Origin of the sequence: Paenibacillus sp. TC-CSREp1, from assembly GCF_050171015.1 — a bacterium.
GTDB classification, from domain to species: domain Bacteria; phylum Bacillota; class Bacilli; order Paenibacillales; family Paenibacillaceae; genus Paenibacillus; species Paenibacillus silvae.
In genome coordinates this window covers 272,034-293,025 of sequence record NZ_JBNOKM010000003.1, presented here as the reverse complement: position 1 = coordinate 293,025, position 20,992 = coordinate 272,034, and the positions used below count along the sequence as shown (strand labels likewise).

The window sequence follows — 20,992 nt, the reverse complement described above, 5'->3', positions numbered from 1 at the left end:
TGATAGTACTGCAAGGTGTCTGTAACTTTATTGCGATTGGGAGGGTGCAAGAGACTGGTGCTGATGCAGAGCTTGAATCAACGTGTTCATGTGCTGCTCGTGAGAACGAACATATTGATTCAAAGCCTGTTGGATGGCCGGATGTGTGGCTATGGAAGCTGTAGCGGCGCATTGCTTGATCAGCATCTCCTCGTTAGAGATGGAATCGGCAATATAGTTCAATTCCTTTGGGCTGAGTGCTTGCATTTGTGAATGCTGCATGTAAGTCTAACCTCCTTGATCTAAAGTTTATCCGAGCTTATTGTTACCTTGAATTGCAAAACTATACCAAATTAGATGACAAAGGAGTCGTTTGCAATGGATCTCGTTTATGGCACACCTTACTGGCCTTCTACCTACAAATCTGATGCGGACTATCCATCCTTGGATACCGATATTTCCTGTGACTGCCTGATCATAGGCGGAGGGATGGGAGGGGCCCTTACTTCCAGACTGCTAGCAGAACGCGGACTGAATACCGTCGTTATCGATAAACGTAAAATTGCTCATGGAAGCAGTTCAGCCAATACCGGCTTGCTGCAATATACCAATGACAAAACGCTAACCTCATGTATTCATACATTTGGAGAAAATAAAGGAGTGCGCTTCTACGAGCTGTGCCGTGAGGCGATGAAGCAGCTCACCGAAATTGCCGGAAAGCTGGATACCGATCCGTGGTTTATCCCGCGCACCAGCTTTTGTTTTGCCAGCTCTGAAGAAGATGTTGCTTTGCTCCAGGAAGAATATCACACCCTGCAAAAGTACGGATTTGATGCCGAGCTGTGGTATGCAGATCAGATTAAAAAGTATTTTCCTTTTGAAAAGCCAGCCGCACTGTATACCAAAGGCGATGCAGAAGTGAATCCATATCGCTTTGTTCAAGGTTTATTTGAATCCGCACGTCAACATGGGGCACGAATCTATGAACAAACAGAAATGATACACTGTGACTATGATGACGAAGGGGTGTGGTGTCATACCTCTAATGGCAAAATAAGAGCCAAGCAGGTGGTTTACGCTGCAGGTTACGAGACACAGGAGATCAAAAAGGATCGCGCAGCCTACCTGAAATCTACCTACGCCATCACAACCAAACCACTGCCTGATTTGAGCAGCTGGCATGAACAGGCCATGATTTGGGAAACTGCACGCCCATATCTGTACATGCGTACCACCCCGGACAATCGCATTATTGCGGGTGGGCTGGATGAAGAAACACCTGACAAAGATCTGCGCGAGCTTCGTGCCAAGCATCAGGGCGATGTTTTGCTTGAAGAGGTCAGATCCTATTTCCCGCTTGAAGGGCTTGAAGTTGATTTTGCTTGGGGCGCTGTGTTTGGTAATACACATGATGGCCTGCCCCTGATTGGCACACATCCGGACTACCCTCATTCCTATTTCGTTGAAGGTTACGGGGGAAATGGCACAGTGTACAGCATTATTGCTGCTACGCTCATTGCAGATGCAATCAGCGGCAAGACCAATGAAGAAGATATGCAGCTATTCTCTCTAACGAGAACCAGCAAGCCCTCCCCTGCTTAGAGCAACTACCGCTAATCAGGAACACAAACAAAATATCCTGATTTATTTTGATCCCTGCATCAAATATCGCAAAAAGGTACGGCATCGGAACTTGATATTCCCTAAGCCGTACCTTTTCTTGTTCATGTTCATTTTGGCTCTTTAGACACTTCCCGGGCCAACGGTTCAAGCAGCAGCTTGCGCATGAAGGCCCACCCGATGAGCGGGAATGCACCAAGAGCAATGATCAGCCAGATTAATACCTGCTGAGACGGAGAGTTGACCACAGTGATCATAAATATAGTCAGACCAAACAGTCTGCCACACATCAGACACAGCTCTCGTAAAACGACAAGTTCAACTCTTTTCTCTACATTTTCGCCACTTGTGCCCATCATGTCGAACCCTGCCGAGATCATCGGCAACATATATAAAGGCATCGCTACCGCACTTCCAATTCCCATAAAGAGCAGTGTTCCATAAGTCACTTTCCAGAGCAATGGAAACAGTACAACCAGCAGAAGCAAGCCGCCTGCAAACATACCTTTATATCTGTAATGCGGTTTAAACCATTTACCTGCGACCCAATAACTGACCAGCGCCACCGCCGAGGTAATCAGCGAGAACTGTCCGAGCTTATACTCCTGTGTTGTCGCCAAATATACGAGCAGCGCAATTAGAAAAGCAAAGACACCTTCCCTGACCCCTTGAGCGAACAATCCCATGGCCAGCGGCCGCCAAGGGCTATTCGGAATGCATAACTGCCTGATCGGTTCTGACCAGCGATATGTGCCGCTGACTTTTCGTTTTTTCAGAAAAAAACTGCAAATTACCGCGACGATATAGATGACAAGTGACACCGTAAAAATAAACCGGTAGCCTGTATTGTCTGACATACGTGAAATAATAAGACCGGAAAACCACGGGCCAATAATACCAGCCATGGAGCCCAGCAATCCGACCCAGCCATTAAACAGGTCTCTGTTCTCCCGATCGGTCACTTCAAAGTACACCACATTAAATGCGATCCAGAACAGCCCCAAGGCACAGCCGAGCAGCAAGCCTAGCGGCCATATCCAGTCAACGGCCTGCTCTCCCGTCCATAACACAAGCAGATAAAATATTCCTGAACAGGCCGTGCCCAGCCTTAGCGCAGTCATTTTGTTATGCTCCTTGACCCACTTGCCAGCAAGCCAAAACGTGATGCCAATGGCCAATTGCTGACTAATTGTAAACCAGCCGATCATGGCGTAATCCGGCCGACTCTTCCAGAGAAACACGTTCAGGAATGTGCCTGATAGCGCTCCCGCTAACGCAAACAATCCATTCACGCCCAAAAGCAGAATGGATTGTCTTCCCAAAGTAATCTTCATCTGCCCCTCCTTATCACCTGAAGCCAACAGCCAAAACCCGAACAGGCGGCTCTTGGCATTAACCTGCCCCAAGTGAAAGAAAAACATGATGAGTCTTTGGATTTGTATAAAATTAGCTTTCAAACCATACTTGGCCTTATACCGTTACTGTGCGCTCAAGTTCTGGATCAACCGAAGACGGTCATCTTCAGATAAACTGTATTGCACCTGGAAGCATCCCGAGCACACATAAGTCAGAACCGTAAATGGAGGTGACAATACGGACCCTTTTCCTGAAGCCGCATTGGCCATCGGTGTAAACGTATCCGGACTGGCTGCCTGTGAGCCGGCAAGAATCATAAATTCTCTGCAATTCGGACACTCTGGCACTTCCTCCTGCTGATCGAGCTGCTTCTCCACACCCTGCTCATACTGGATCAGATCATTGCCTTCGTCTGCATATTTGTTCAGTGTACGAAGCTCTGGCAATTTAAGCTCGACTTCATCGCCCCATAACGAAGTCAGGTCTGAACTCTGCTCTTGCTCTGTTACGCTGTCCGTATCATAGAACGCTTCATCCGCATCATCACTTTCTTCGTCACCAATGCTAATATTCAGTGTACGGTAGCCTTTCAATTCATTGTGGCAATACGGGCACTCTTCCTCCGGGCCCAGCTCTTCATCCCAAACGATCTCTGTGTGACACCAAGGGCATACTGTTGTTTCCATCGTATATCAACCTTTCTCCTTCAAATAATCATGTATTCATTACATAAATCACACCGATGGCAAAAAACACGAGTGATGCCGCAAACAAAATCCGTATCAATATTTTCATCATCGATCCCCCTAGATAATGCTTGCACCAATAACAAAGGACAATGAAACCGAAATGATCATCGATATCAAGCCGACTGCCCGGTTATCCGCTTCAATCTCCCGATCAATCGAAAATACCGGAGTCAGAAACTCAAATAAAAAATACGCCACCAGCAGCAGCACGAAGCCAACAACTGACCATGTCATTGCATCGTATACCGAGGATTTTGCCTGGATGCAAAAACGGAGTACATTGCAAATCCCGAAGATTTTGCCTCCCGTAGCCATTGCCACAGCCACGTTGCCTTTTTTGATCTCCGACCAGCATTTGTACTTGGTCACCAACTCGAAGCATGCCAGAAAAACAAGCAGCTCCATAATGGCTACCGAGAAGAAACCGAGGACCATCCCGAGCGGATGAGACAGCAGTCCGTCAATCGCTTCTTTCACGCCTCATTCTCCTTCCGAATCTGCTGTCCCAATGATCAGGACAGCAGATGTGTTCTTTCATGTTACGGCTGGCTATTCCAGTTCAGCGACGGTCACACCATTGCCGCCTTCTCCGTAATTGCCCAATCGATAACTTTTAACATGTTTATGCTTACGCAGGTAATCTTGAATACCGGAACGCAAAATTCCTGTTCCTTTGCCGTGAATAATGTAGACCATTCCAAGATTCGCAAGAAATGCTTCATCAATGAATCGATCCGTCTCCATCAGCGCTTCCTCCAGGTTGGTACCGCGCAGATCCAGCTCACTTTTTACATTGTCATCTCGCGTACGTTTCATGCCTGTTACCGGCTTCTGCTTCGGCTGCTTCACAGCAGGGGCTGCTTGCTGCAATTCGAGATCATCCAGCGATACCTTCATCTTCATAATACCAAGCTGCACAACCGCATCCTTGCTGCCAGCCATCTCCACGACATGGCCCTTCTGGTTGAGACTGTAGACAAGCACTTCATCCCCTGGCCCGATGGCACGAGCTTTGGGAGCAGCTGATTTTTTGACCGTTTTTCTGCGTTTCTCTGGTTCAGCCTCATCCAGCTGCTTGCGTGCAGCGATCAACTTGTGCTCCTTGACAGACGCTCCCTCTTCCATCGCAAGCTGCCGCAGATCAGCGATGATTTTCTCAGCTTCTGCACGAGCCTTGTCTACGATGCTGCGAGCATCCTCCTCTGCCTTTTCAATCCGGCGGTCACGCTGCTGCTCCAGCTTCTCCAGCTCGGCCTGATGGCGGCTGCGTAATTTCTCCATATCCTGACGAAGGGCTTCCGCCTTCTCGCGTTCTTGTTCAGCGGTAAGTCGATTTTCCTCGAGGGAAGCGATCATATGCTCAATCCGTTGATCCTCTTCCTTCACTTCACCACGCGCATAATCGAGAATATATCCTGGCAATCCGAGGCGCTCCGCGATTGCAAAAGCGTTACTGCGTCCAGGTACACCGACCAAAAGGCGATATGTTGGACTAAGTGTATTGATATCAAATTCCATGCTTGCATTAATGACACCTTTACGCTCATAGGCATAAGCCTTCAGCTCGCTGTAGTGAGTTGTTGCAACCATCCGGCAACCAGTCCGGTGCATATGCTCCAGCATTGAGATCGCAAGTGCAGACCCTTCTGCGGGATCCGTCCCTGCCCCAAGCTCGTCCAGCAAGACGAGACTTTTCGGCGTCATATTTTTCAGAATACGAATAATGTTGGTCATATGGCTGGAAAATGTACTTAGACTCTGTTCGATGCTCTGCTCATCACCAATATCGGCATAGATGGCATCAAATACACAGAGCTGGCTTCCATCCTCGGCGGGTACAAACAGTCCTGACATCGCCATGAGGCTTAATAGACCGATCGTTTTCAGTGTTACCGTTTTACCACCTGTATTCGGACCCGTCACGATAATGGAAGTGTAGTCATTACCCAGCTCTACATCAATCGGAACGACATGTTCAATCGGGATAAGCGGGTGCCGTCCTTTTTTTAGCTTGAGGAATCCGCGATCATTCATCCGAGGAAGCGTTGATTTCAGTTCACGAGCCAGGCGTGCTTTGGCAAAAATAAAATCAAGGGATGCCAGCAAATCGACATCATATAACAACCATTCGCCCTGCTCACTGACAAGTGCCGTCAATTTCTGCAAAATGATCTCGATTTCACGTTCTTCCCGAATCCGGGTTTCGCGTAATTTGTTGTTCATCGCCACAATGGACTCCGGTTCAATGAAAAGTGTTGCTCCTGAACCTGACTGGTCATGCACGATACCACCAAAGTACGAGCGGTACTCTGCTTTAACCGGAATGACGAAACGATCTCCCCGAATCGTAATAAGCTGGTCCTGCAGCATTTTGGAAACGGTAGACGAGCGAATCATGGAATCCAGCTTCTCACGAATCCGGGCTTCTCCTCCGCGCAGCTCACGGCGAATCTGTGCCAGCGTCACACTTGCCGTATCGGCAACCTCTGCATTGTCGTCAATACAGATGCGGATCGCATCCTCCAGATCCTTTTGTTCAGACAGCTGATCGCTGATATAAAAGAGCGATTCAATCGGTTCATCCTCATGAAGTGCTGCAATCTGACGTTTCAAACGTCTGGCCGCATGTGTTGTATTGGAGATGCCGAGCAGCTCATGCGGGTTCAGAGTACCTCCAATTTCAGCCCGTTTCACGGAAGCTGTAATGTCAACAATTCCGCCAAAGGACGGTGAGCCTTTCAACCGATCAAAGGTAAAAGCTTCGTCCGTTTGCTGAAGCAAACGTTTTACTTCCTCGAGTTCACTAATCGGCTCAAGCTGCTCCGCTTTTTTCTTGCCCATTGATGTTTGAGCGAAGCCGAGCAATGTATTTAAAATTTTGCGATATTCCAGTGTGTGTAAAATTTTCGTGTCCAAGTTTACAACTCCTTCCAAACTATATTTGTATTATAACGAAAGAACCTGCGATGCGCTATTTAACGAATCCTTCCACACATAAGTTTGATTGTAAAGCAGCAAACTACGATGGTCAGGATTGTCTATACAATTCAAAATCCCAAGGCACAGCAGCACAATTTGAATTCAATTAGTCAATCCAATCTGATACAAAGGAGGTAACCCCATGAGTTTTCTGGGCCACGTCGTACGATTTATTATTGCCGCCATTGTACTGATGGTTGTGAGCTGGATCGTTCCCGGCTTCGCCGTCGGCGGTTTCTGGAGCGCGCTTATGCTTGCTCTTGTTATCGCTTTGCTTGGCTGGATCGTTGAAGGCATCTTTGGCAAAAGGGTCAATCCCTTCGGCAGAGGAATTGTCGGCTTCATCGTCAGCGCACTGGTTATCTGGCTAGGCCAGTATGTCGTTGATCACGTTCATGTCAGCCTGCTCGGTGCCATTCTCGCTGCTTTGGTTATCGGGATTATCGATCTCTTTATTCCGGTGTCCACCCCGTTTGATGCCGGACGCAGCTCCAAGAGTTAAACACAGTGCATGTGCCGACCTGGCTCTAGCAAGGCATCTTAAACCTCTGAAGGCTTTCAGCCTGAAGAGGTTTTTCTGTTACCTATTTATAGCCTGCTTACAGTCTATCTATAGCTATCTATAGACAATCTATACGCTTATTCACAATCTTACTCATGCCAGATCCCTTCGTGCGCATGTGCATCAATTTTCAATAAAACGACATACCCGACATGTACAGGCATTGTTCAATTGCGGTATGATGACTTCAGGAATGATTCAAATTTTATCCATATTACTTGTAAGGAGGCGCATCATGAAGAAAGGTATGGCTTGGCTTGCCGCCTGTATGTTAATCCTTGTTCTTGCTGCATGCGGAAACGCTAACGATTCAAGCTCCCAAGCATCCGAGCCGGAAGTGGCAGCCAGTGAACAACTGGTCATCAAGGCAAGCAACTACGAGTTCGATCAACCTGAATACCGGATCAAAAAGGGCGTTCCGGTCAAAATTGTGTATGAAAATGTGAACGGAAATCACGGGATACTTGTGCCAGAATTGAATCTGCAACTGGACACGCAGAAAAACTCCAAAGTGATTACCCCGGACAAAGCTGGTGAATTTGAAATGTCCTGCTCCGTTTTTTGCGGCTCGGGCCACAGCAGCATGATCTCCAAAATTATTGTTGAGGAATAACATTCAATACAAGGAGCCCCCGCAGCGACGGGGGCTCTTCCTGTATTATAACAAATTGTGCACGAGTTTGCCGATCAGAACCTTCACGGAAACAAACCGCTATGTCTGATCCTGCTCAATCAATTCAATCCATTCGTTATATTCCGTCTGTAATTTCGTATATTCATCATGGAGCTGGCGATATTCCCTATTCAGCTGCTCCGCCTTCTCTTGTTCCATTTCCCGCTCCACTTGCATTAACCGCAGCTGATTGGCCGCCAGTTCATAACGTTCACTAATTTCTCTCAGTTCATTCTCCATGATCTGCTTCTCTTCGTCTGCCTCAGCTTGCAGTTGCTCCCGCTGTGTACGCTCTTTCAAGAGCTGGTCTCGCTCCTGTGACAGTTCTTCCAGCTTCTCTGAACTCACCGCACTTTCACGCTGCCACGCCGTCAACTCGCTCTCCAGTGCAGTCCATCGTTCTTGCCATGCCTGCTCCTGAGACGCCCATTCTTCCGCACGAAGCTTCCATACCTGTTCGTTCTGCTTGGCAGCCTGTAACGTATGTTCCAATTGAGTTCGGAGCCCTTCTTCACGTTCCGTCAGTTGCTCGATGCGAGAAGACAGCTCTGCCTGATTAGCTGACAGATCCTCATGTTTAATCTGCCATTCCAGAGCCTCCTCTTCAGTCTGAGCAAGTTGATTCGCCTGCTCCGTATAACGTTTGGCAAGCTGTTCGGCTGACTGTCTTGCTTGGTCAAGCGCATCCTCCAAGCCTTGTCTCTCTGCTTCAAGCTCACTCATACGGGAGCCAATGTTCTCTTCACGCTGCAGCGCATCACTATAATCATTACGGATCTGTTTGTACTGCTCTTGCAGACGGATTAATTCCTCTTGCGCGCTTTGCAGTTCACCATGAGCCCCATTTAATTCATTATGGACCCCATTCAATCGATCACGGGTTTCATTCAATTCTTCACGCGTATCATTTAATTCATGACGAGTTTCATTCAGTTCATTACGAGTGACATCTAGTTCATTACGAGTGCCGTCCAGCTCCGCAACCAATTGCTCGCGCTGAACTCCCAGCTCCTCGGCTTCTTTCTCATATCGCACGGCCTCCTCATTGTAGAGACGCGCTTCTTCTTTGACAACCGTCAGCTCGTCATGCAAAGACTGCACGCCAGATTCCAGCGTTTCATTTTGCTCGGCAGCTTCAAGGATCTGATTCTCCAAATCGCCAATCTCAGCCAGGCGCTGCTCGGCAAGTACCTTCCATGACTTCTCGCTCTCGGCGAGTCCGCTAATTTCATTCTGCAATGTACGCACAGCCGCATGAGCCTGTTCAAGCACCTTCTGCAGTCTGCGTTGCTCTTCCTCCGACTTCGCTTCCGCTTCAAGCAGATGCTGTGCATCCTGCTCAAGCTGGGCATGCTGTTCCTGAAGCTTGCGCAGTTGAGCTGTAAGTGCTGTCTCACGCTCCACCGCTTCGTTGTATTGCTCCTGCCATTGCTGCTGGGACTCCTGAGCCTGTTTCAACGTTTGCTCTGTTTCGCGCAGCTTGGTTTGCAGTTCGCTGCTGTCGCCTTTAATCTGCTCCAGCTGCTGCTGCAGCTCCACAATGCGGCGTGCCTGAATTTCCTGCTCCTGCATGAGAGCCTCTCGCTCCTCATGCAGCGACTGTACTTGTGTACGTTCCGTCTGCAGCAGCTGCTCCTGCTCGGAAACCACTTCCTGCGCATGCTTCAGCTGCTGCCGTACTGCTTCAAGCTGTTCATTCAATTGTTGTATACGAGCTTTCGCCTGTCTGCGTTCTTCCTCAAGCTGATGTATGAGCTTGCCTCGTTCCTGTTTAAGGCGTTCCTCAGCTGCTGCTGTTGTCTCAGCAGCACGGGCAGCTGCCGCCTCCTGCTCTTCTTTCAGCTGCTCTTCAAGCAATGCTTCTTTCTCCATCCATTCCAGTTCAGCTTGCTCTGCAAGAGCTTTAAATTCGGCCTCAAGCTGTTCCATCACAGTACGCTGCTTCTGTTCTGCTTCAGCCTGTAAAACCTCTCGCTCCTGCTTGGCCTGCGCAGTCAAAGCATCTGCCTGCTTCCGGGCATCATGCTGTGCTTGCTCCAGACGATGCTTCATCTGCTCCTGCAGTTCAGCATATTGAACAGCTGCTTCCTCCTGCACCTGCTGCAATTTAACCTCAGCCTGTTCCAGTTCAGATAGAATAGCTGCTTCAGCTTCTTCCTTGGCCGCCTGCACCAGCTGTGCCGCCTGAGCCTCCACTTTCTGCCGTTCAGCCGCCGCCAGGCGTTCTGCTTCCTTCAATTGAGCTGCACTTCTGTCCTGCAGCTCTTTATATTGAGCAGCAGCTTTGGCCTGCACCTGCTGCAGCTCCGCTGTCGCACGGTTCTGAGCTTCCTTAAGCTGCGCAGCAGACTGCGCCTGCACTTGCTTCAGCTGATTGGCCGCTTTTTCCTCTGCTTCCTTAACACGTGCAGCAGCCTTGGCCTCCGCTTCTTTAAGCTGTGCCGCACCTTGAGTCTGCAGCTTCTGAACCTGCTGCTTCATCTGACTGCGTTCTTGCTCCAATAGCGAAGTCAGTCTGGAGATTTCGGCTTGCTTCTCTGAAGCCAGCTTCTGCAAAGCCTGCTCCGCTTCCTGCTTCTGCTGACGAACCTCATTAAGAGACTGGTCGCGCAGCTGCAATTCGTTTTGATGTTCACTCTGAATAGCGTTTAACCGGTTGATTTCTTTGCGAAGCTCTGTACGTTCTCCCGTAAGCATCTTGAGCTCATTGCGGATTTCCTCCGTCTGAAGAGACTGCTCAGCCATATGTACAGCCGCAAGTACAGCAATCCGCGGCGTATCTAAACGGGAATGACTTTTTGAAATAGCGCTCATACGCTCATCTACCAGGTTTGCTACTTGTTTCATATAGTCGGCACTGCTGCCAACCAGTTTATAGGAAGTCCCGTAAATCTCTACGGTGACGCGTGTACGATCAGGTGTAGTCACAGTTGTGCCCTCCTTCAAGTCTGTATGTTGATTCTAAGCTGTCATGACAAAAAAGTCACATCGATCCTCTACTGCTAAGGATTCGATGTGACTTCAAGCAATTCCTGCTAATCTCTATTCAAAAAATTGACTTCAGTTCTATTTGCGCAGTTCTGCGTTGAATTGCTCTTCCAAACGTGTGACAACACGTGCATGGACTTCCGTAATTTCTTCATCCGTCAGCGTACGTTCACGGTTCCGGTATACGAGAGCCATCGCCACACTTTTCTTGTCTTCACCAAGCTTGCTGCCTGTGAATACATCGAATACCTGCACAGTCTCCAGCAGTTCACCTGCGGATTCACGAATAACGCGCAGCATGTCTCCAGCTTCAATATCCTTGCCTACCACTACAGCGATATCACGTTCTACAGCCGGGAAGCGCGGAAGCTCGCGATAACGAATATCCGCATCAGCTTCTTTATATATCGCCTCAAGGGCAATTTCAGCCACATAAACATCGTTCAGATCATACTGTTGCTGCAGCTCTGGATGCAGTTGACCAATTGTACCGATCAACGTACTCTCGCTGCCATCTTTGCTGTCCAGGAGCACGGAGGCAGAACGCCCCGGATGGAAACCTTCCGGACTGTTCGCCACAAGACGAATTCGTTGCCCCAATCCCAGATAAGCAAACAGATGTTCAAGCGCTCCCTTCAAGTCGAAGAAATCCACTTTCTCTGCCCCGACATTCCATTGCTGCGCTGCACGATTGCCTGTAAGCAGCATAGCGAGTACCGGAATTTCATGCGGCTGCTTGGTCAGCTTTTCTTCTTCCGTGAAGAACACATTGCCCACTTCAAACACCGCAAGTGAATCCTGTTTCCGGTTCATGTTATATACAGCAGCATCCAGCATCTGTGGCAAAATGCTCGTACGCAGCACGCTGCGATCTTCACTCATCGGCATTGCCAGTTTAACCGCTTTGCTGCCTTGTGTCAGTGCAGGGAACAACACCGCTTTGTCCGGGTGCACAAACGAATAACTGATCATTTCCTGCCAGCCGCTGCCGGACATTACACTGCGAATCGTACGACGAATGGCTTGAGGACGTGTGTATGCTCCCGGTGTCGTCGGGCCTTCGATCCATGTCGTTGGAATGTTGTCATACCCGTACAGACGGGCAACCTCTTCAAACAAATCCACGTCCAGCGTAATATCTCCTCTGCGCGTTGGCACCTCAACGTCCAGCACTCCCTGCTCCGCATCACCACAAGCAAAATGCAACCGGGCAAAGATCGTTTTCACCTCTAGCAAAGACAAGTCTGTACCCAGATAACGGTTGAGCCTGCTCAGCGACATTTGAATGACACGTTTCTCGGAAGCCTCCGCTCCAGCCTGCACAATCCCTTGATGCACAATACCTGACGCATAACGCTGGATGAGTTCAGCCGCACGATCCAGAGCTGTAATGACCGCCCCCGGGTCCACCTCTTTTTCAAAACGCAAGCTTGCTTCGGAACGCAGCCCCAGTTGGCGCGACGTCTTCCGCACCGTTCCGCCGTCAAACTTGGCGGACTCCAGAAGCAGATTTACGGTGCCCTCCGATACCTCGGAGTTTTCACCGCCCATCACCCCTGCGATGGCAACCGGTTTTACGCCATCGGTAATGAGCAGCATGTGCGGCTCCAGCTTGCGCTCCTGACCGTCCAGCGTCACAATCGTTTCGCCCTCATGCGCCATGCGCACCTCAATGCGTCCATTTTCCAGCTTATCGGCGTCAAATGCATGCAAAGGCTGACCATATTCCAGCATCACATAATTCGTAATGTCCACGATATTGTTGATGGGACGTACGCCGGCTGCAACGAGACGGTTTTGCATCCACAGCGGGGAAGCACCCAGCTTGATGCCAGTCACATAACGAGCCGCATAGTGGCTGCATTGCTCCTGAGCTTTGATCTCTACAGAAATATGTTTAGCGGCTTCATCGCCAGCTTCGACCAGCTGCTCTTTCGGATTCGGCAACGTCACTTCGCGTCCCAGAATAGCTCCCACTTCGTACGCTGCACCGCGCATGCTCAAAGCGTCGGAGCGGTTCGGCGTCAGATCCAGCTCCAGCACATGATCGTCAAGACCCAGCACCCGGCTGATCGGCGTACCAATCTCGGTCTGCTCCGGCAGAACCAGAATACCTTCCTGTTGATCCTTCGGCAGCAATTTGTCGTTCATGCCCAGCTCTTTGGCGGAACAGATCATGCCGAGCGATACCACGCCGCGCAGCTTCGCCTTTTTGATATCCAGACCGCCAGGGAGCTTCGCACCTACAAGGGCTACCGCCACCTTTTGACCCGCATCTACATTTTTTGCGCCGCATACGATCTGCAGATCTTCCTCTTGTCCTGCATCGATAACACATACATTCAGTTTGTCCGCGTCCGGGTGTTTCTCCTTGCTTTTGACGTAGCCCACAACGACCTTGTTTACGCCCTGATTGCGGTTCTCCACAACATCAATTTCGATCCCTGCACGGGTAATTTTCTCTGCCAGCTCCTGTGGTGTCACACCTTCAAGCGAAATATAATCAGACAGCCAATCTGTCGATACTCTCATGCATGTTCACTTCCTTAATCTATATATTGGTTTGACGTTTATTTGAATTACAGCCGTCCGAATTGTTTCAGGAACGTCTGATCACTGTTGTAGAAATGACGAATGTCGTCAATGCCGTATTTGAGCATCGCAATCCGCTCTACCCCCATGCCAAAGGCAAAACCGCTGTATTTCTCCGGGTCATATCCGCCCATCTCAAGCACTTTCGGGTGAACCATACCGCCGCCCAAAATTTCAAGCCAGCCTGTTTGTTTGCAAACCCGACAACCGCTGCCGCCGCACTGCACGCAGGTTACATCAACTTCAGCACTTGGCTCGGTGAACGGGAAGAAGCTTGGACGCAGACGAATTTCCGTGTGAGCTCCGAACATTTCACGCACAAACTGCAGCAGTGTTCCTTTCAGATCACTCATGCGGATGTTTTCGCTGATCACAAGACCTTCTACCTGATGGAACTGGAAGGAGTGCGTCGCATCATCGTCATCACGGCGGTATACTTTACCCGGGCAGATGACCTTTACGGGAACTTCACCTTTCATGCTCTGCATCGTACGAACCTGCACAGGTGAGGTGTGTGTACGCATAAGCAGGTCCTCTGTCACGTAGAAGGAATCCTGCATATCACGGGCCGGGTGATTTTTAGGCAGATTCAACGCTTCGAAGTTGTAATAGTCCATCTCAACCTCTGGACCTTCCGCTACACGATATCCCATGCCGATGAAAATATCTTCGATCTCCTGCACCACTTTGGTCAGCGGGTGCAGACCGCCTTGACGTCCACGACGTCCTGGCAAGGTTACGTCAATCTTCTCGGATTGCAGACGCTTCGCGGTCTCTTCCTTCTGGAATTGCTCCTGCTTGCTGTTGATGACCTCTTCAATGGCTGCGCGCACCTCGTTACCGACTTGCCCGATGACTGGACGTTCCTCTGCACTAAGTGCACCCATGCCGCGCAAAATTTCAGTCAATGCACCTTTTTTGCCCAAATACTTTACACGCAGATCGGCCAGCGTCTGCGGATCGGTTACGCCGGACAGCTGCTCCAGCGCTTCGATCTTCAATGCCTCTAAACGTTCTTTCATGTGTAATTGCCCCCTTTAAATGCTGTTATTGCAACAAAAAAAGGCCTTTTCTCCCCAAAAGGGACGAAAAGACCGTGGTACCACCCTTGTTAGACTCCCGTTGTCACATCGAACTATATATCCGACGCAGCACGTTCTGTCTCACTCTGTACGGAATAACGACCGTTAACCGTTTACCCCTACTGTCGCTTCCGTGCATACACACATCAACAGGTTCAGGGAACCGCTCCGGAGTGAATTTCAGCAGCCTGGTTCTACAGAAACGCTCTCAATCTATGGCGCTTCCTCCCTGTCCAGAGGCACTGCTTACTTGTCTCCATCAATACGTTTGCTCAAGTTAAACTTATGCTTATACATACCAATGATCGCATGATCGTTCATTATTATATGCAAAATACGACGAAATAGCAAGCTTGCCCAGATGTTAATTTGCAGCGTTCCCCTGATTCCTCAGTTCTCTCAATCGCTGCTGGATCATACGAATCTCGGCGGCTTCCGACTCCCGTCTCTCCTCATCCTCGGCAGTGTTCAACCGCTCAGCTCCGGCGGCACTGACTGGGGAAAGCAACTCCGACAGCCTCATCTCCAGACGCAGCCGTTCATCATCCGAATCCCGTGTATCCAGCGCAGAATCCCGCAGCCGCACTGTTTGTTCCCAATCGGCTACACCACCCTCGAAGAGTGATGCCGATCCGTCCGGCTTCAAGTCACACAGACGATTCGCCAGTGTTCGGACTAACATGCGATCGTGAGATACAAGAACCAACGCGCCGGAAGCTTCTTTCAGTACATTTTCCATCACTTCCTGCGTATCGATATCCAGATAATTCGTCGGTTCATCCAGCACAAGCAGATTGGCACCGCCAAAGTATAAACGCAGAAACGCTACCCTGCACTTCTCCCCCATGCTTAAATCTCCAATACGCTTGAACACATCTTCTCTTGAAAATAAAAAACATCCCAGAATCGTGCGCGCAGCGCTCTGTGTCATCGAGGGAAGCACAAGCAGACTGTCCAGCAATGTCATGTGTTCAGGCAGACCTTCCAGCTCCTGTGAAAAATAACCGATGCGGAGCTGCGGATGCCGGGTGACCCGCCCCTGAAAAGGCTGCAGCTCTCCAATCATTAATTTCAGCAGCGTGCTTTTGCCTGTTCCATTTGGTCCGCGGACCGCAAGCCGATCCCCGCGCTCCACTGCTATTTGAATATCACAAAGCAAAGACTGCTCCGGCTTATAGGAAAAGCTGACTCCCTCCAGCGCCAGAAGCTGCCGCGCACCAAGTGTGCTCATCTGCAGTTCCATGTTCAGCTTGGCTGCTTCACGCGGTTTATCCACCCGTTCATTCTCCAGCCGTTCCAGCTGCTTCTGTTTGGCGTGGTAACGCGAAATATTTTTATTGGCCCTGGCCTTGTAAAAGCTCTGGGTGATCTTCACCTCTTGGTCTCCAGCCGAGTTATGGGCTTTATGAAACCATTGCTGATAATTACGAATCGTTTCCTCCAGCGCTTTGCGTTCCAGCTGCTGCTTGCGATAGATCGTCTCCTGCTCTTTGAGCTCACGCTCCTTATGGGCTTTGTAATCGGAGTAACCGCCCTTGTATTTGGTTAGCCGATCGGCGCTGAATTCGATGACACCTGTGGCCACCTGATCTATAAACGTGCGGTCATGGGATACAAACAGCACCGTGCCTTCATATGCAGACAGCCAGCTTTCCAGCCAGCGCATGCTCTCTTCGTCCAGATGATTCGTTGGCTCATCCAGAATCAGAAACCTGGGCTTGCTCACTAGAAGCCCTGCCAGCCGAGCCTTCGTTTTCTGACCGCCGCTAAGGGAGTGGTAAGGCCTGCCCCAATGCTCTGCCGTCAGACCAAGCCGGGTCAACACCTTCTCTACCTCTGTTTCCCACATATACCCGTTCAGCTGCTCATATTCTTCCAAAGAGCGAGCATATTGGTCAAGCAAAGAAGTGTCCTCCTCTGCATCTGAATCCCTTAACCGATGCTCCATGTCTTCCAGTGCACGTTTGATCTCGTCAATCCGTCCACTCTCCCGGCGTACTGCATCCAGCACCTGGATGTCTTCCGTTACGTCTGTTCGCTGGCGCATAAAACCCCATTCCTGCAGCGGAAGATGCCGATCGATCCGTCCACCTCCCTGCTCCTCACCTAATATAATGCGTAACAAGGTGGTTTTGCCGCAGCCGTTGCGACCCAGAATAGCAAGGCGTTCGCCCTCGTTAATTTCAAGGTTTAATCCTGCAAACAATTCATGTCCGTTCCACTCTTTTGATACTTCATGCAAGCGTACCAATGTCATCATGAGTCCTCATCCTTTCCTGAACAAAAAAACCGCTGGCATCAGCCGGCGGTTTAGCAATTGTTATGGAATCAGGCATTCAAATACAGACATAGGTCTACAATGGCATGAACAAAGAAACCCAAATTGGAGTACAGCAAAGCTTCCAAGCCCGCTCTTCTCATTGGTCCCATACCATTCCCATAGCTGAATCTGGACACACGAATCCCCTCATTGCTCAGCCGCTCGGCTGACTGCGTCATACATCAATGTGCAGTTAACTGGGGTTCAATTCATGTGTCTTACTTCATGGGACGTATGGTTACCTCTCATTCATGTGTAGTATCAATACCTCGCTATTGTACCAGATCATTGAAAAAAAGCCAATCTCAATAAATAAGCTGTCGCAAATCTTTAAAAATGAACAAAAGAAAAACCCTTGAATCCAAGGGTTTCCGGTGCTGCTTATGAAGCGGGTGATGGGAATCGAACCCACGCTATTAGCTTGGAAGGCTAAAGTTCTACCATTGAACTACACCCGCAAAATGAACGATCGGGACGACACGATTTGAACATGCGACCCCCTGGTCCCAAACCAGGTGCTCTACCAAGCTGAGCTACGTCCCGTTAAATTCCAATGGAAGTTAACAGTAATTTTACAAAACTTAATATAACATGATCCATAAGAACGCGCAAGGTTCTTTTACGATTTTTACCATAAAAAAGGGTACCAAAAGGCAGGAACGCTCTCGCGGCCCTGCTGCTCTTACCCCGCAGGTATGTCTATGTCCCTTAGGAACTTCTTCTCGAAAACGGCAGCTTCAATCGGTTGACTGAAGAAATACCCCTGAGCCTCATGGCAGTGCTGGTTGCGCAAAAACAATATCTGATCTTCATTCTCTACCCCTTCAGCTGTCACTTTCAGCTGCAGATGGTGTGCCATCGAAGTGATGGTGGATACAATAGCGGCGTTGTTGCTATCTTCCATAATTTCATTGACAAAAGAACGGTCAATCTTGAGCCTGTCAATCGGCAAATCCTTGAGATAATGCAATGAACTATATCCTGTACCAAAGTCATCAATACTGATATGTACACCAATCTCCTTAATTTTACGAAGCTGTTCAAAAGCCCGATCCTTGTCAAACGTCATACTCTCGGTAATTTCCAGTTCAAGCCATGCAGGCTCCAGCCCCGTCTCTTTAAGGATGTTATTGATACTATCGAGCAGATGGGAATGTCTGAACTGTCTCATCGAGAGGTTGACTGACACGCATAATTTACGATATCCCGCGTCCTGCCACCGCTTGTTCTGAGCACATGCCTCACGCAGAACCCATTCTCCCAGCGGAACGATCAGTCCACTCTCCTCCGCCAGCGGAATAAACTCTGCTGGCGATACGGAGCCTCGCTCCGGATGCTGCCATCTGACCAGCGCCTCCATGCCTACAACCAGTCCGCTCTGCAGATTCACCTGAGGCTGGTATACCAGGTAAAATTGATTACGAACCAATGCTTTACGCAGATCATTCTCCAGCTGCAAGCGCTCCTGTGCCTTCATTTGCATCGCATGTGCGTAACGGTTAAGCTCTATCCCCTGTTCCTTCGCACTGTGCAGTGCGGTATCTGCATTCTGTATCATCTCTTCCGGAGATTTCCCGTCGTAAGGGAAAATGGCCATACCGATACCTAATGTTAGATGATACTCGTTCCCATCCACCATGACAGGCTTCTCAAAGAGCTGCAGAATGGATCGTGTGCGGCGCACCGCGGTATCCGTGCCGTAAAAGTCTGTCATCGTCAGGGCAAACTCGTCTCGCCCCAATCCGAATACCTCTTCTCCCGGGAGACAAGATTGTCTCAAGCGTTGTCCAACCTGATGTAACACCCGATTAGCTGCCTGCTGGCCGAGTGAATCGTTAATTGTTTTGAACCGATTAATATTGAGCACCAGCACACCAACGAGCTTCTCCTCCGCAACAGCCTCATCCATCATCACTTTCAGCTGCTGGGTAAGACGACGGCGATTCGGAAGACGCGTTACATCATCATGATGTGCGATATAATTCATTTTGGCCTCAGCTGCCTGCTGCTGCAAGAAAGGTGTGTCCACCACAGAGGAGTAAAGCCCCTTTTGAATGAAAAAGTATCCCATACAATTGCTAAGCATACCAAAGAGCAGATTCAGATCTTCCACTGTCTCCGAGAATACAAGAAAGCCTTGAGCTAACAAGAAACAAAGTATACCACAGAGTATAGGCGGAATATTGAAGTCTCTGGACTTTCTCCACTCTGTATAAAGAATGAGAGCACTAAAGACATACATCAGGCCTGCTACTCCGTGCATAATATTGAATATTTCACCAAGCTCCTGCCCATCAAGCATTTTGGGCATCCAGTTCCATTCCTGGATAGCAAGTATGTACAAAATGAGAAAGCTGCCCAGTGTCACACTAAACAGAAAAAATTTGCGCGGTAATGCAACTTGTTTCTCCTGTACCGTATAAATGAATAACAGACCCGCGGAGCAAATCAGTGATCCCATCGTAGTCATCATCAAGGAAAAGTTGGATTCCATCATCGCTTTATAAGGAACTTCTTCAGCAAATGAAACGATATGAACCAGTTCAAATAGACCCACCATGAGAAAAAGTGTTGTCATTAACACTCTGCGCAGCGTCAATTTTTGGGTCTGGAACAGCCAGCTTTGATTGTAGATACCTATACAAGCGGCGGCTGCAGCGAATCCACCCAGCAATGTTAACACCGGGTAACCCGAAATGATCAGATCAGAGTTTGAAGAAGAACGAAACCATTGACTTACGAGGAAAAACAATAAGCCGCCTGCGGCGACCCAACCTATTTGACTCTGATCTTGCATTTTAACCTTCATGCATTTTTTCCTTCCCGGGATCACTATCCTGAAATACGTGTAAGAATAACGCTATTTTTCTCTATTTCACCAAGTATATTACACATTTCGACAAAAAAATATATTGACCAATGTTTAATTCTATATTCTGCATGTTCTATCTGGTACATAATAACATTTAAATCCGCATTCGTGAACTAAAAAATAGTTATAAGTAGGAATATCTATTCATAAAAATGACTAAAAACAAGGAACAAAGAACTAAAAAAACATGGTTCTCAAGTGAGAAACCATGTTTTTTTGATTTTCAACCTTATTTCAGACTATTTTTCATTTATCGAAATTCACTTCAGGGGTTGTCAGCTTGTCATAGAAGTCAACCACTTTGTCTTTGTTTTCCGATGCACGAAGTGCCATAGCCGAACGAGGATGCTCGTCCAGTGCACCTGTGATCATGTAAGGCAGGATGTATCCCCATTCTTCTTTTTCTCTTAACGGAACCATCAGCTGCTCCAACACGTCAAGTACTGGACGCAAATTATATTTAGTTCCTTTCAGATGAGCTACGAGCAGTTCAGTCGGACAGTTCCCTGCTGCACGTCCCATGCCATATACAGAAGCATCCAGCAATTCAACGCCAAGCTCTGCTGCTACAAGTGTGTTGGAGAAGGCAAGCTGCATATTGTTATGGGTGTGAACACCAAGACGTTTATTCGGAAGATGTGTTTTGAACTTCTCGACCAGATATTTCACATCGTTATGATCCAGGCTGCCGTAAGAGTCCACGATGTAAACCACATCAACCGAGCTGTCTTTAATCATTTCAAACGCTTCCAGCAGCTCATTCTCCATTACATTGGAGAGGGCCATAATATTCAGTGTCGTTTCATAACCGCGGTCATGGAATGTTTGCACCAATGCAAGCGCCTTGTCCACATCTTTGCTGTAACAAGCCACACGAATGAGATCCAGCATGCTTTCACTACGCGGCAAAATATCATTCTCATCTACCCGGCCCACATCTACAAGTGCAGACAATTTGGTATTTCCTTTTTGCGGAATCACTTTGCGCAGAAAATCATCGTTCAGAAAGCGCCATGGTCCGGCTTCTTCTGCACCTTTGAGCAATTTAGGGGAGTTTTTGTAGCCGATCTCCATATAATCAACGCCAGCTTCGTTCAGGCCTGCATACAGCTTTTGAACAAAGTCTACGCTAAAATCCCAATTATTCACCAATCCACCATCACGGATGGTACAGTCTACAATTTTGCAATGATTTGTCTTCATCAATGTCTGCTCCTTTT

At 48.7% G+C, this 20,992-nt stretch carries 14 protein-coding genes and 2 tRNA genes; 3 read left to right on the top strand and 13 right to left on the bottom strand.

Annotated features, from left to right (window positions below):
* Positions 1-27 precede the first annotated feature (27 nt).
* Positions 28-261 carry a hypothetical protein gene (locus ACQSGY_RS06155; protein WP_111272339.1) on the bottom strand — a complete coding sequence of 78 codons (234 nt, stop codon included), beginning with the start codon at positions 259-261 and terminating at the stop codon, positions 28-30.
* Positions 262-357: 96 nt separating this feature from the next.
* Here ACQSGY_RS06155 and ACQSGY_RS06150 point away from each other — a divergent pair, with 96 nt between their 5' ends.
* On the top strand, positions 358-1,581 hold the full coding sequence (locus ACQSGY_RS06150; RefSeq protein WP_427051123.1) for an NAD(P)/FAD-dependent oxidoreductase: 1,224 nt from the start codon (positions 358-360) through the stop codon (positions 1,579-1,581).
* Positions 1,582-1,709: 128 nt separating this feature from the next.
* Here ACQSGY_RS06150 and ACQSGY_RS06145 read toward each other — a convergent pair whose 3' ends face one another.
* The 4 genes from ACQSGY_RS06145 to ACQSGY_RS06130 form a co-directional block, all read right to left on the bottom strand.
* Positions 1,710-2,933 (bottom strand): MFS transporter, encoded by a 1,224-nt coding sequence (locus ACQSGY_RS06145; protein WP_289374716.1) that lies wholly within the window; start codon positions 2,931-2,933, stop codon positions 1,710-1,712.
* Between the two features lie 144 nt (positions 2,934-3,077).
* Positions 3,078-3,641, bottom strand: coding sequence for a hypothetical protein (locus ACQSGY_RS06140; RefSeq protein WP_289374718.1), 564 nt, complete (start codon positions 3,639-3,641; stop codon positions 3,078-3,080).
* A 120-nt stretch (positions 3,642-3,761) separates the two neighbouring features.
* A complete protein-coding gene (locus ACQSGY_RS06135) occupies positions 3,762-4,139 on the bottom strand; it encodes a DUF350 domain-containing protein (RefSeq protein WP_216519576.1) in 378 nt (125 codons plus the stop codon).
* Positions 4,140-4,253: 114 nt separating this feature from the next.
* Positions 4,254-6,620 (bottom strand): endonuclease MutS2, encoded by a 2,367-nt coding sequence (locus ACQSGY_RS06130; RefSeq protein WP_427051121.1) that lies wholly within the window; start codon positions 6,618-6,620, stop codon positions 4,254-4,256.
* A gap of 205 nt (positions 6,621-6,825) precedes the next feature.
* Here ACQSGY_RS06130 and ACQSGY_RS06125 point away from each other — a divergent pair, with 205 nt between their 5' ends.
* Positions 6,826-7,185: a phage holin family protein gene (locus tag ACQSGY_RS06125; RefSeq protein WP_427051120.1), complete on the top strand. Its 360-nt coding sequence runs from the start codon at positions 6,826-6,828 to the stop codon at positions 7,183-7,185.
* A 295-nt stretch (positions 7,186-7,480) separates the two neighbouring features.
* Positions 7,481-7,858, top strand: coding sequence for a cytochrome C oxidase subunit II (locus ACQSGY_RS06120; protein WP_289374726.1), 378 nt, complete (start codon positions 7,481-7,483; stop codon positions 7,856-7,858).
* Positions 7,859-7,957: 99 nt separating this feature from the next.
* On the opposite strand, the gene zapA is transcribed toward ACQSGY_RS06120, so the two are convergent.
* From zapA to ACQSGY_RS06080, 8 genes are all read right to left on the bottom strand, one after another.
* A complete protein-coding gene (gene zapA, locus ACQSGY_RS06115; protein ID WP_427051119.1) occupies positions 7,958-10,846 on the bottom strand; it encodes a cell division protein ZapA in 2,889 nt (962 codons plus the stop codon).
* 138 nt (positions 10,847-10,984) lie between these two features.
* On the bottom strand, positions 10,985-13,438 hold the full coding sequence (gene pheT / locus ACQSGY_RS06110) for a phenylalanine--tRNA ligase subunit beta (RefSeq protein ID WP_427051118.1): 2,454 nt from the start codon (positions 13,436-13,438) through the stop codon (positions 10,985-10,987).
* Between the two features lie 47 nt (positions 13,439-13,485).
* On the bottom strand, positions 13,486-14,520 hold the full coding sequence (pheS, locus tag ACQSGY_RS06105) for a phenylalanine--tRNA ligase subunit alpha (protein WP_289374735.1): 1,035 nt from the start codon (positions 14,518-14,520) through the stop codon (positions 13,486-13,488).
* Between the two features lie 424 nt (positions 14,521-14,944).
* Positions 14,945-16,840 (bottom strand): ribosomal protection-like ABC-F family protein, encoded by a 1,896-nt coding sequence (abc-f, locus tag ACQSGY_RS06100; protein WP_427051116.1) that lies wholly within the window; start codon positions 16,838-16,840, stop codon positions 14,945-14,947.
* Between the two features lie 447 nt (positions 16,841-17,287).
* Positions 17,288-17,358, bottom strand: a tRNA-Gly gene (locus tag ACQSGY_RS06095).
* An 11-nt stretch (positions 17,359-17,369) separates the two neighbouring features.
* A tRNA-Pro gene (locus ACQSGY_RS06090) sits at positions 17,370-17,443 on the bottom strand.
* A gap of 139 nt (positions 17,444-17,582) precedes the next feature.
* On the bottom strand, positions 17,583-19,709 hold the full coding sequence (locus ACQSGY_RS06085; protein ID WP_427051115.1) for a bifunctional diguanylate cyclase/phosphodiesterase: 2,127 nt from the start codon (positions 19,707-19,709) through the stop codon (positions 17,583-17,585).
* Positions 19,710-20,018: 309 nt separating this feature from the next.
* Positions 20,019-20,975 (bottom strand): aldolase catalytic domain-containing protein, encoded by a 957-nt coding sequence (locus ACQSGY_RS06080; protein ID WP_184184022.1) that lies wholly within the window; start codon positions 20,973-20,975, stop codon positions 20,019-20,021.
* Between the last annotated feature and the right edge of the window lie 17 nt (positions 20,976-20,992).

Bases quoted from the DNA above. Each gene is read 5' to 3' on its own strand.
- pheS (WP_289374735.1), bottom strand. From the start codon at position 14,520: ATGAAAGAACGTTTAGAGGCATTGAAGATCGAAGCGCTGGAGCAGCTG.
- ACQSGY_RS06135 (WP_216519576.1), bottom strand. From the start codon at position 4,139: ATGGTCCTCGGTTTCTTCTCGGTAGCCATTATGGAGCTGCTTGTTTTT.
- pheT (WP_427051118.1), bottom strand. From the start codon at position 13,438: ATGAGAGTATCGACAGATTGGCTGTCTGATTATATTTCGCTTGAAGGT.
- ACQSGY_RS06145 (WP_289374716.1), bottom strand. From the start codon at position 2,933: ATGAAGATTACTTTGGGAAGACAATCCATTCTGCTTTTGGGCGTGAAT.
- ACQSGY_RS06155 (WP_111272339.1), bottom strand. From the start codon at position 261: ATGCAGCATTCACAAATGCAAGCACTCAGCCCAAAGGAATTGAACTAT.
- ACQSGY_RS06080 (WP_184184022.1), bottom strand. From the start codon at position 20,975: ATGAAGACAAATCATTGCAAAATTGTAGACTGTACCATCCGTGATGGT.
- abc-f (WP_427051116.1), bottom strand. From the start codon at position 16,840: ATGATGACATTGGTACGCTTGCATGAAGTATCAAAAGAGTGGAACGGA.
- ACQSGY_RS06140 (WP_289374718.1), bottom strand. From the start codon at position 3,641: ATGGAAACAACAGTATGCCCTTGGTGTCACACAGAGATCGTTTGGGAT.
- ACQSGY_RS06125 (WP_427051120.1), top strand. From the start codon at position 6,826: ATGAGTTTTCTGGGCCACGTCGTACGATTTATTATTGCCGCCATTGTA.
- ACQSGY_RS06085 (WP_427051115.1), bottom strand. From the start codon at position 19,709: ATGAAGGTTAAAATGCAAGATCAGAGTCAAATAGGTTGGGTCGCCGCA.
- ACQSGY_RS06120 (WP_289374726.1), top strand. From the start codon at position 7,481: ATGAAGAAAGGTATGGCTTGGCTTGCCGCCTGTATGTTAATCCTTGTT.
- ACQSGY_RS06150 (WP_427051123.1), top strand. From the start codon at position 358: ATGGATCTCGTTTATGGCACACCTTACTGGCCTTCTACCTACAAATCT.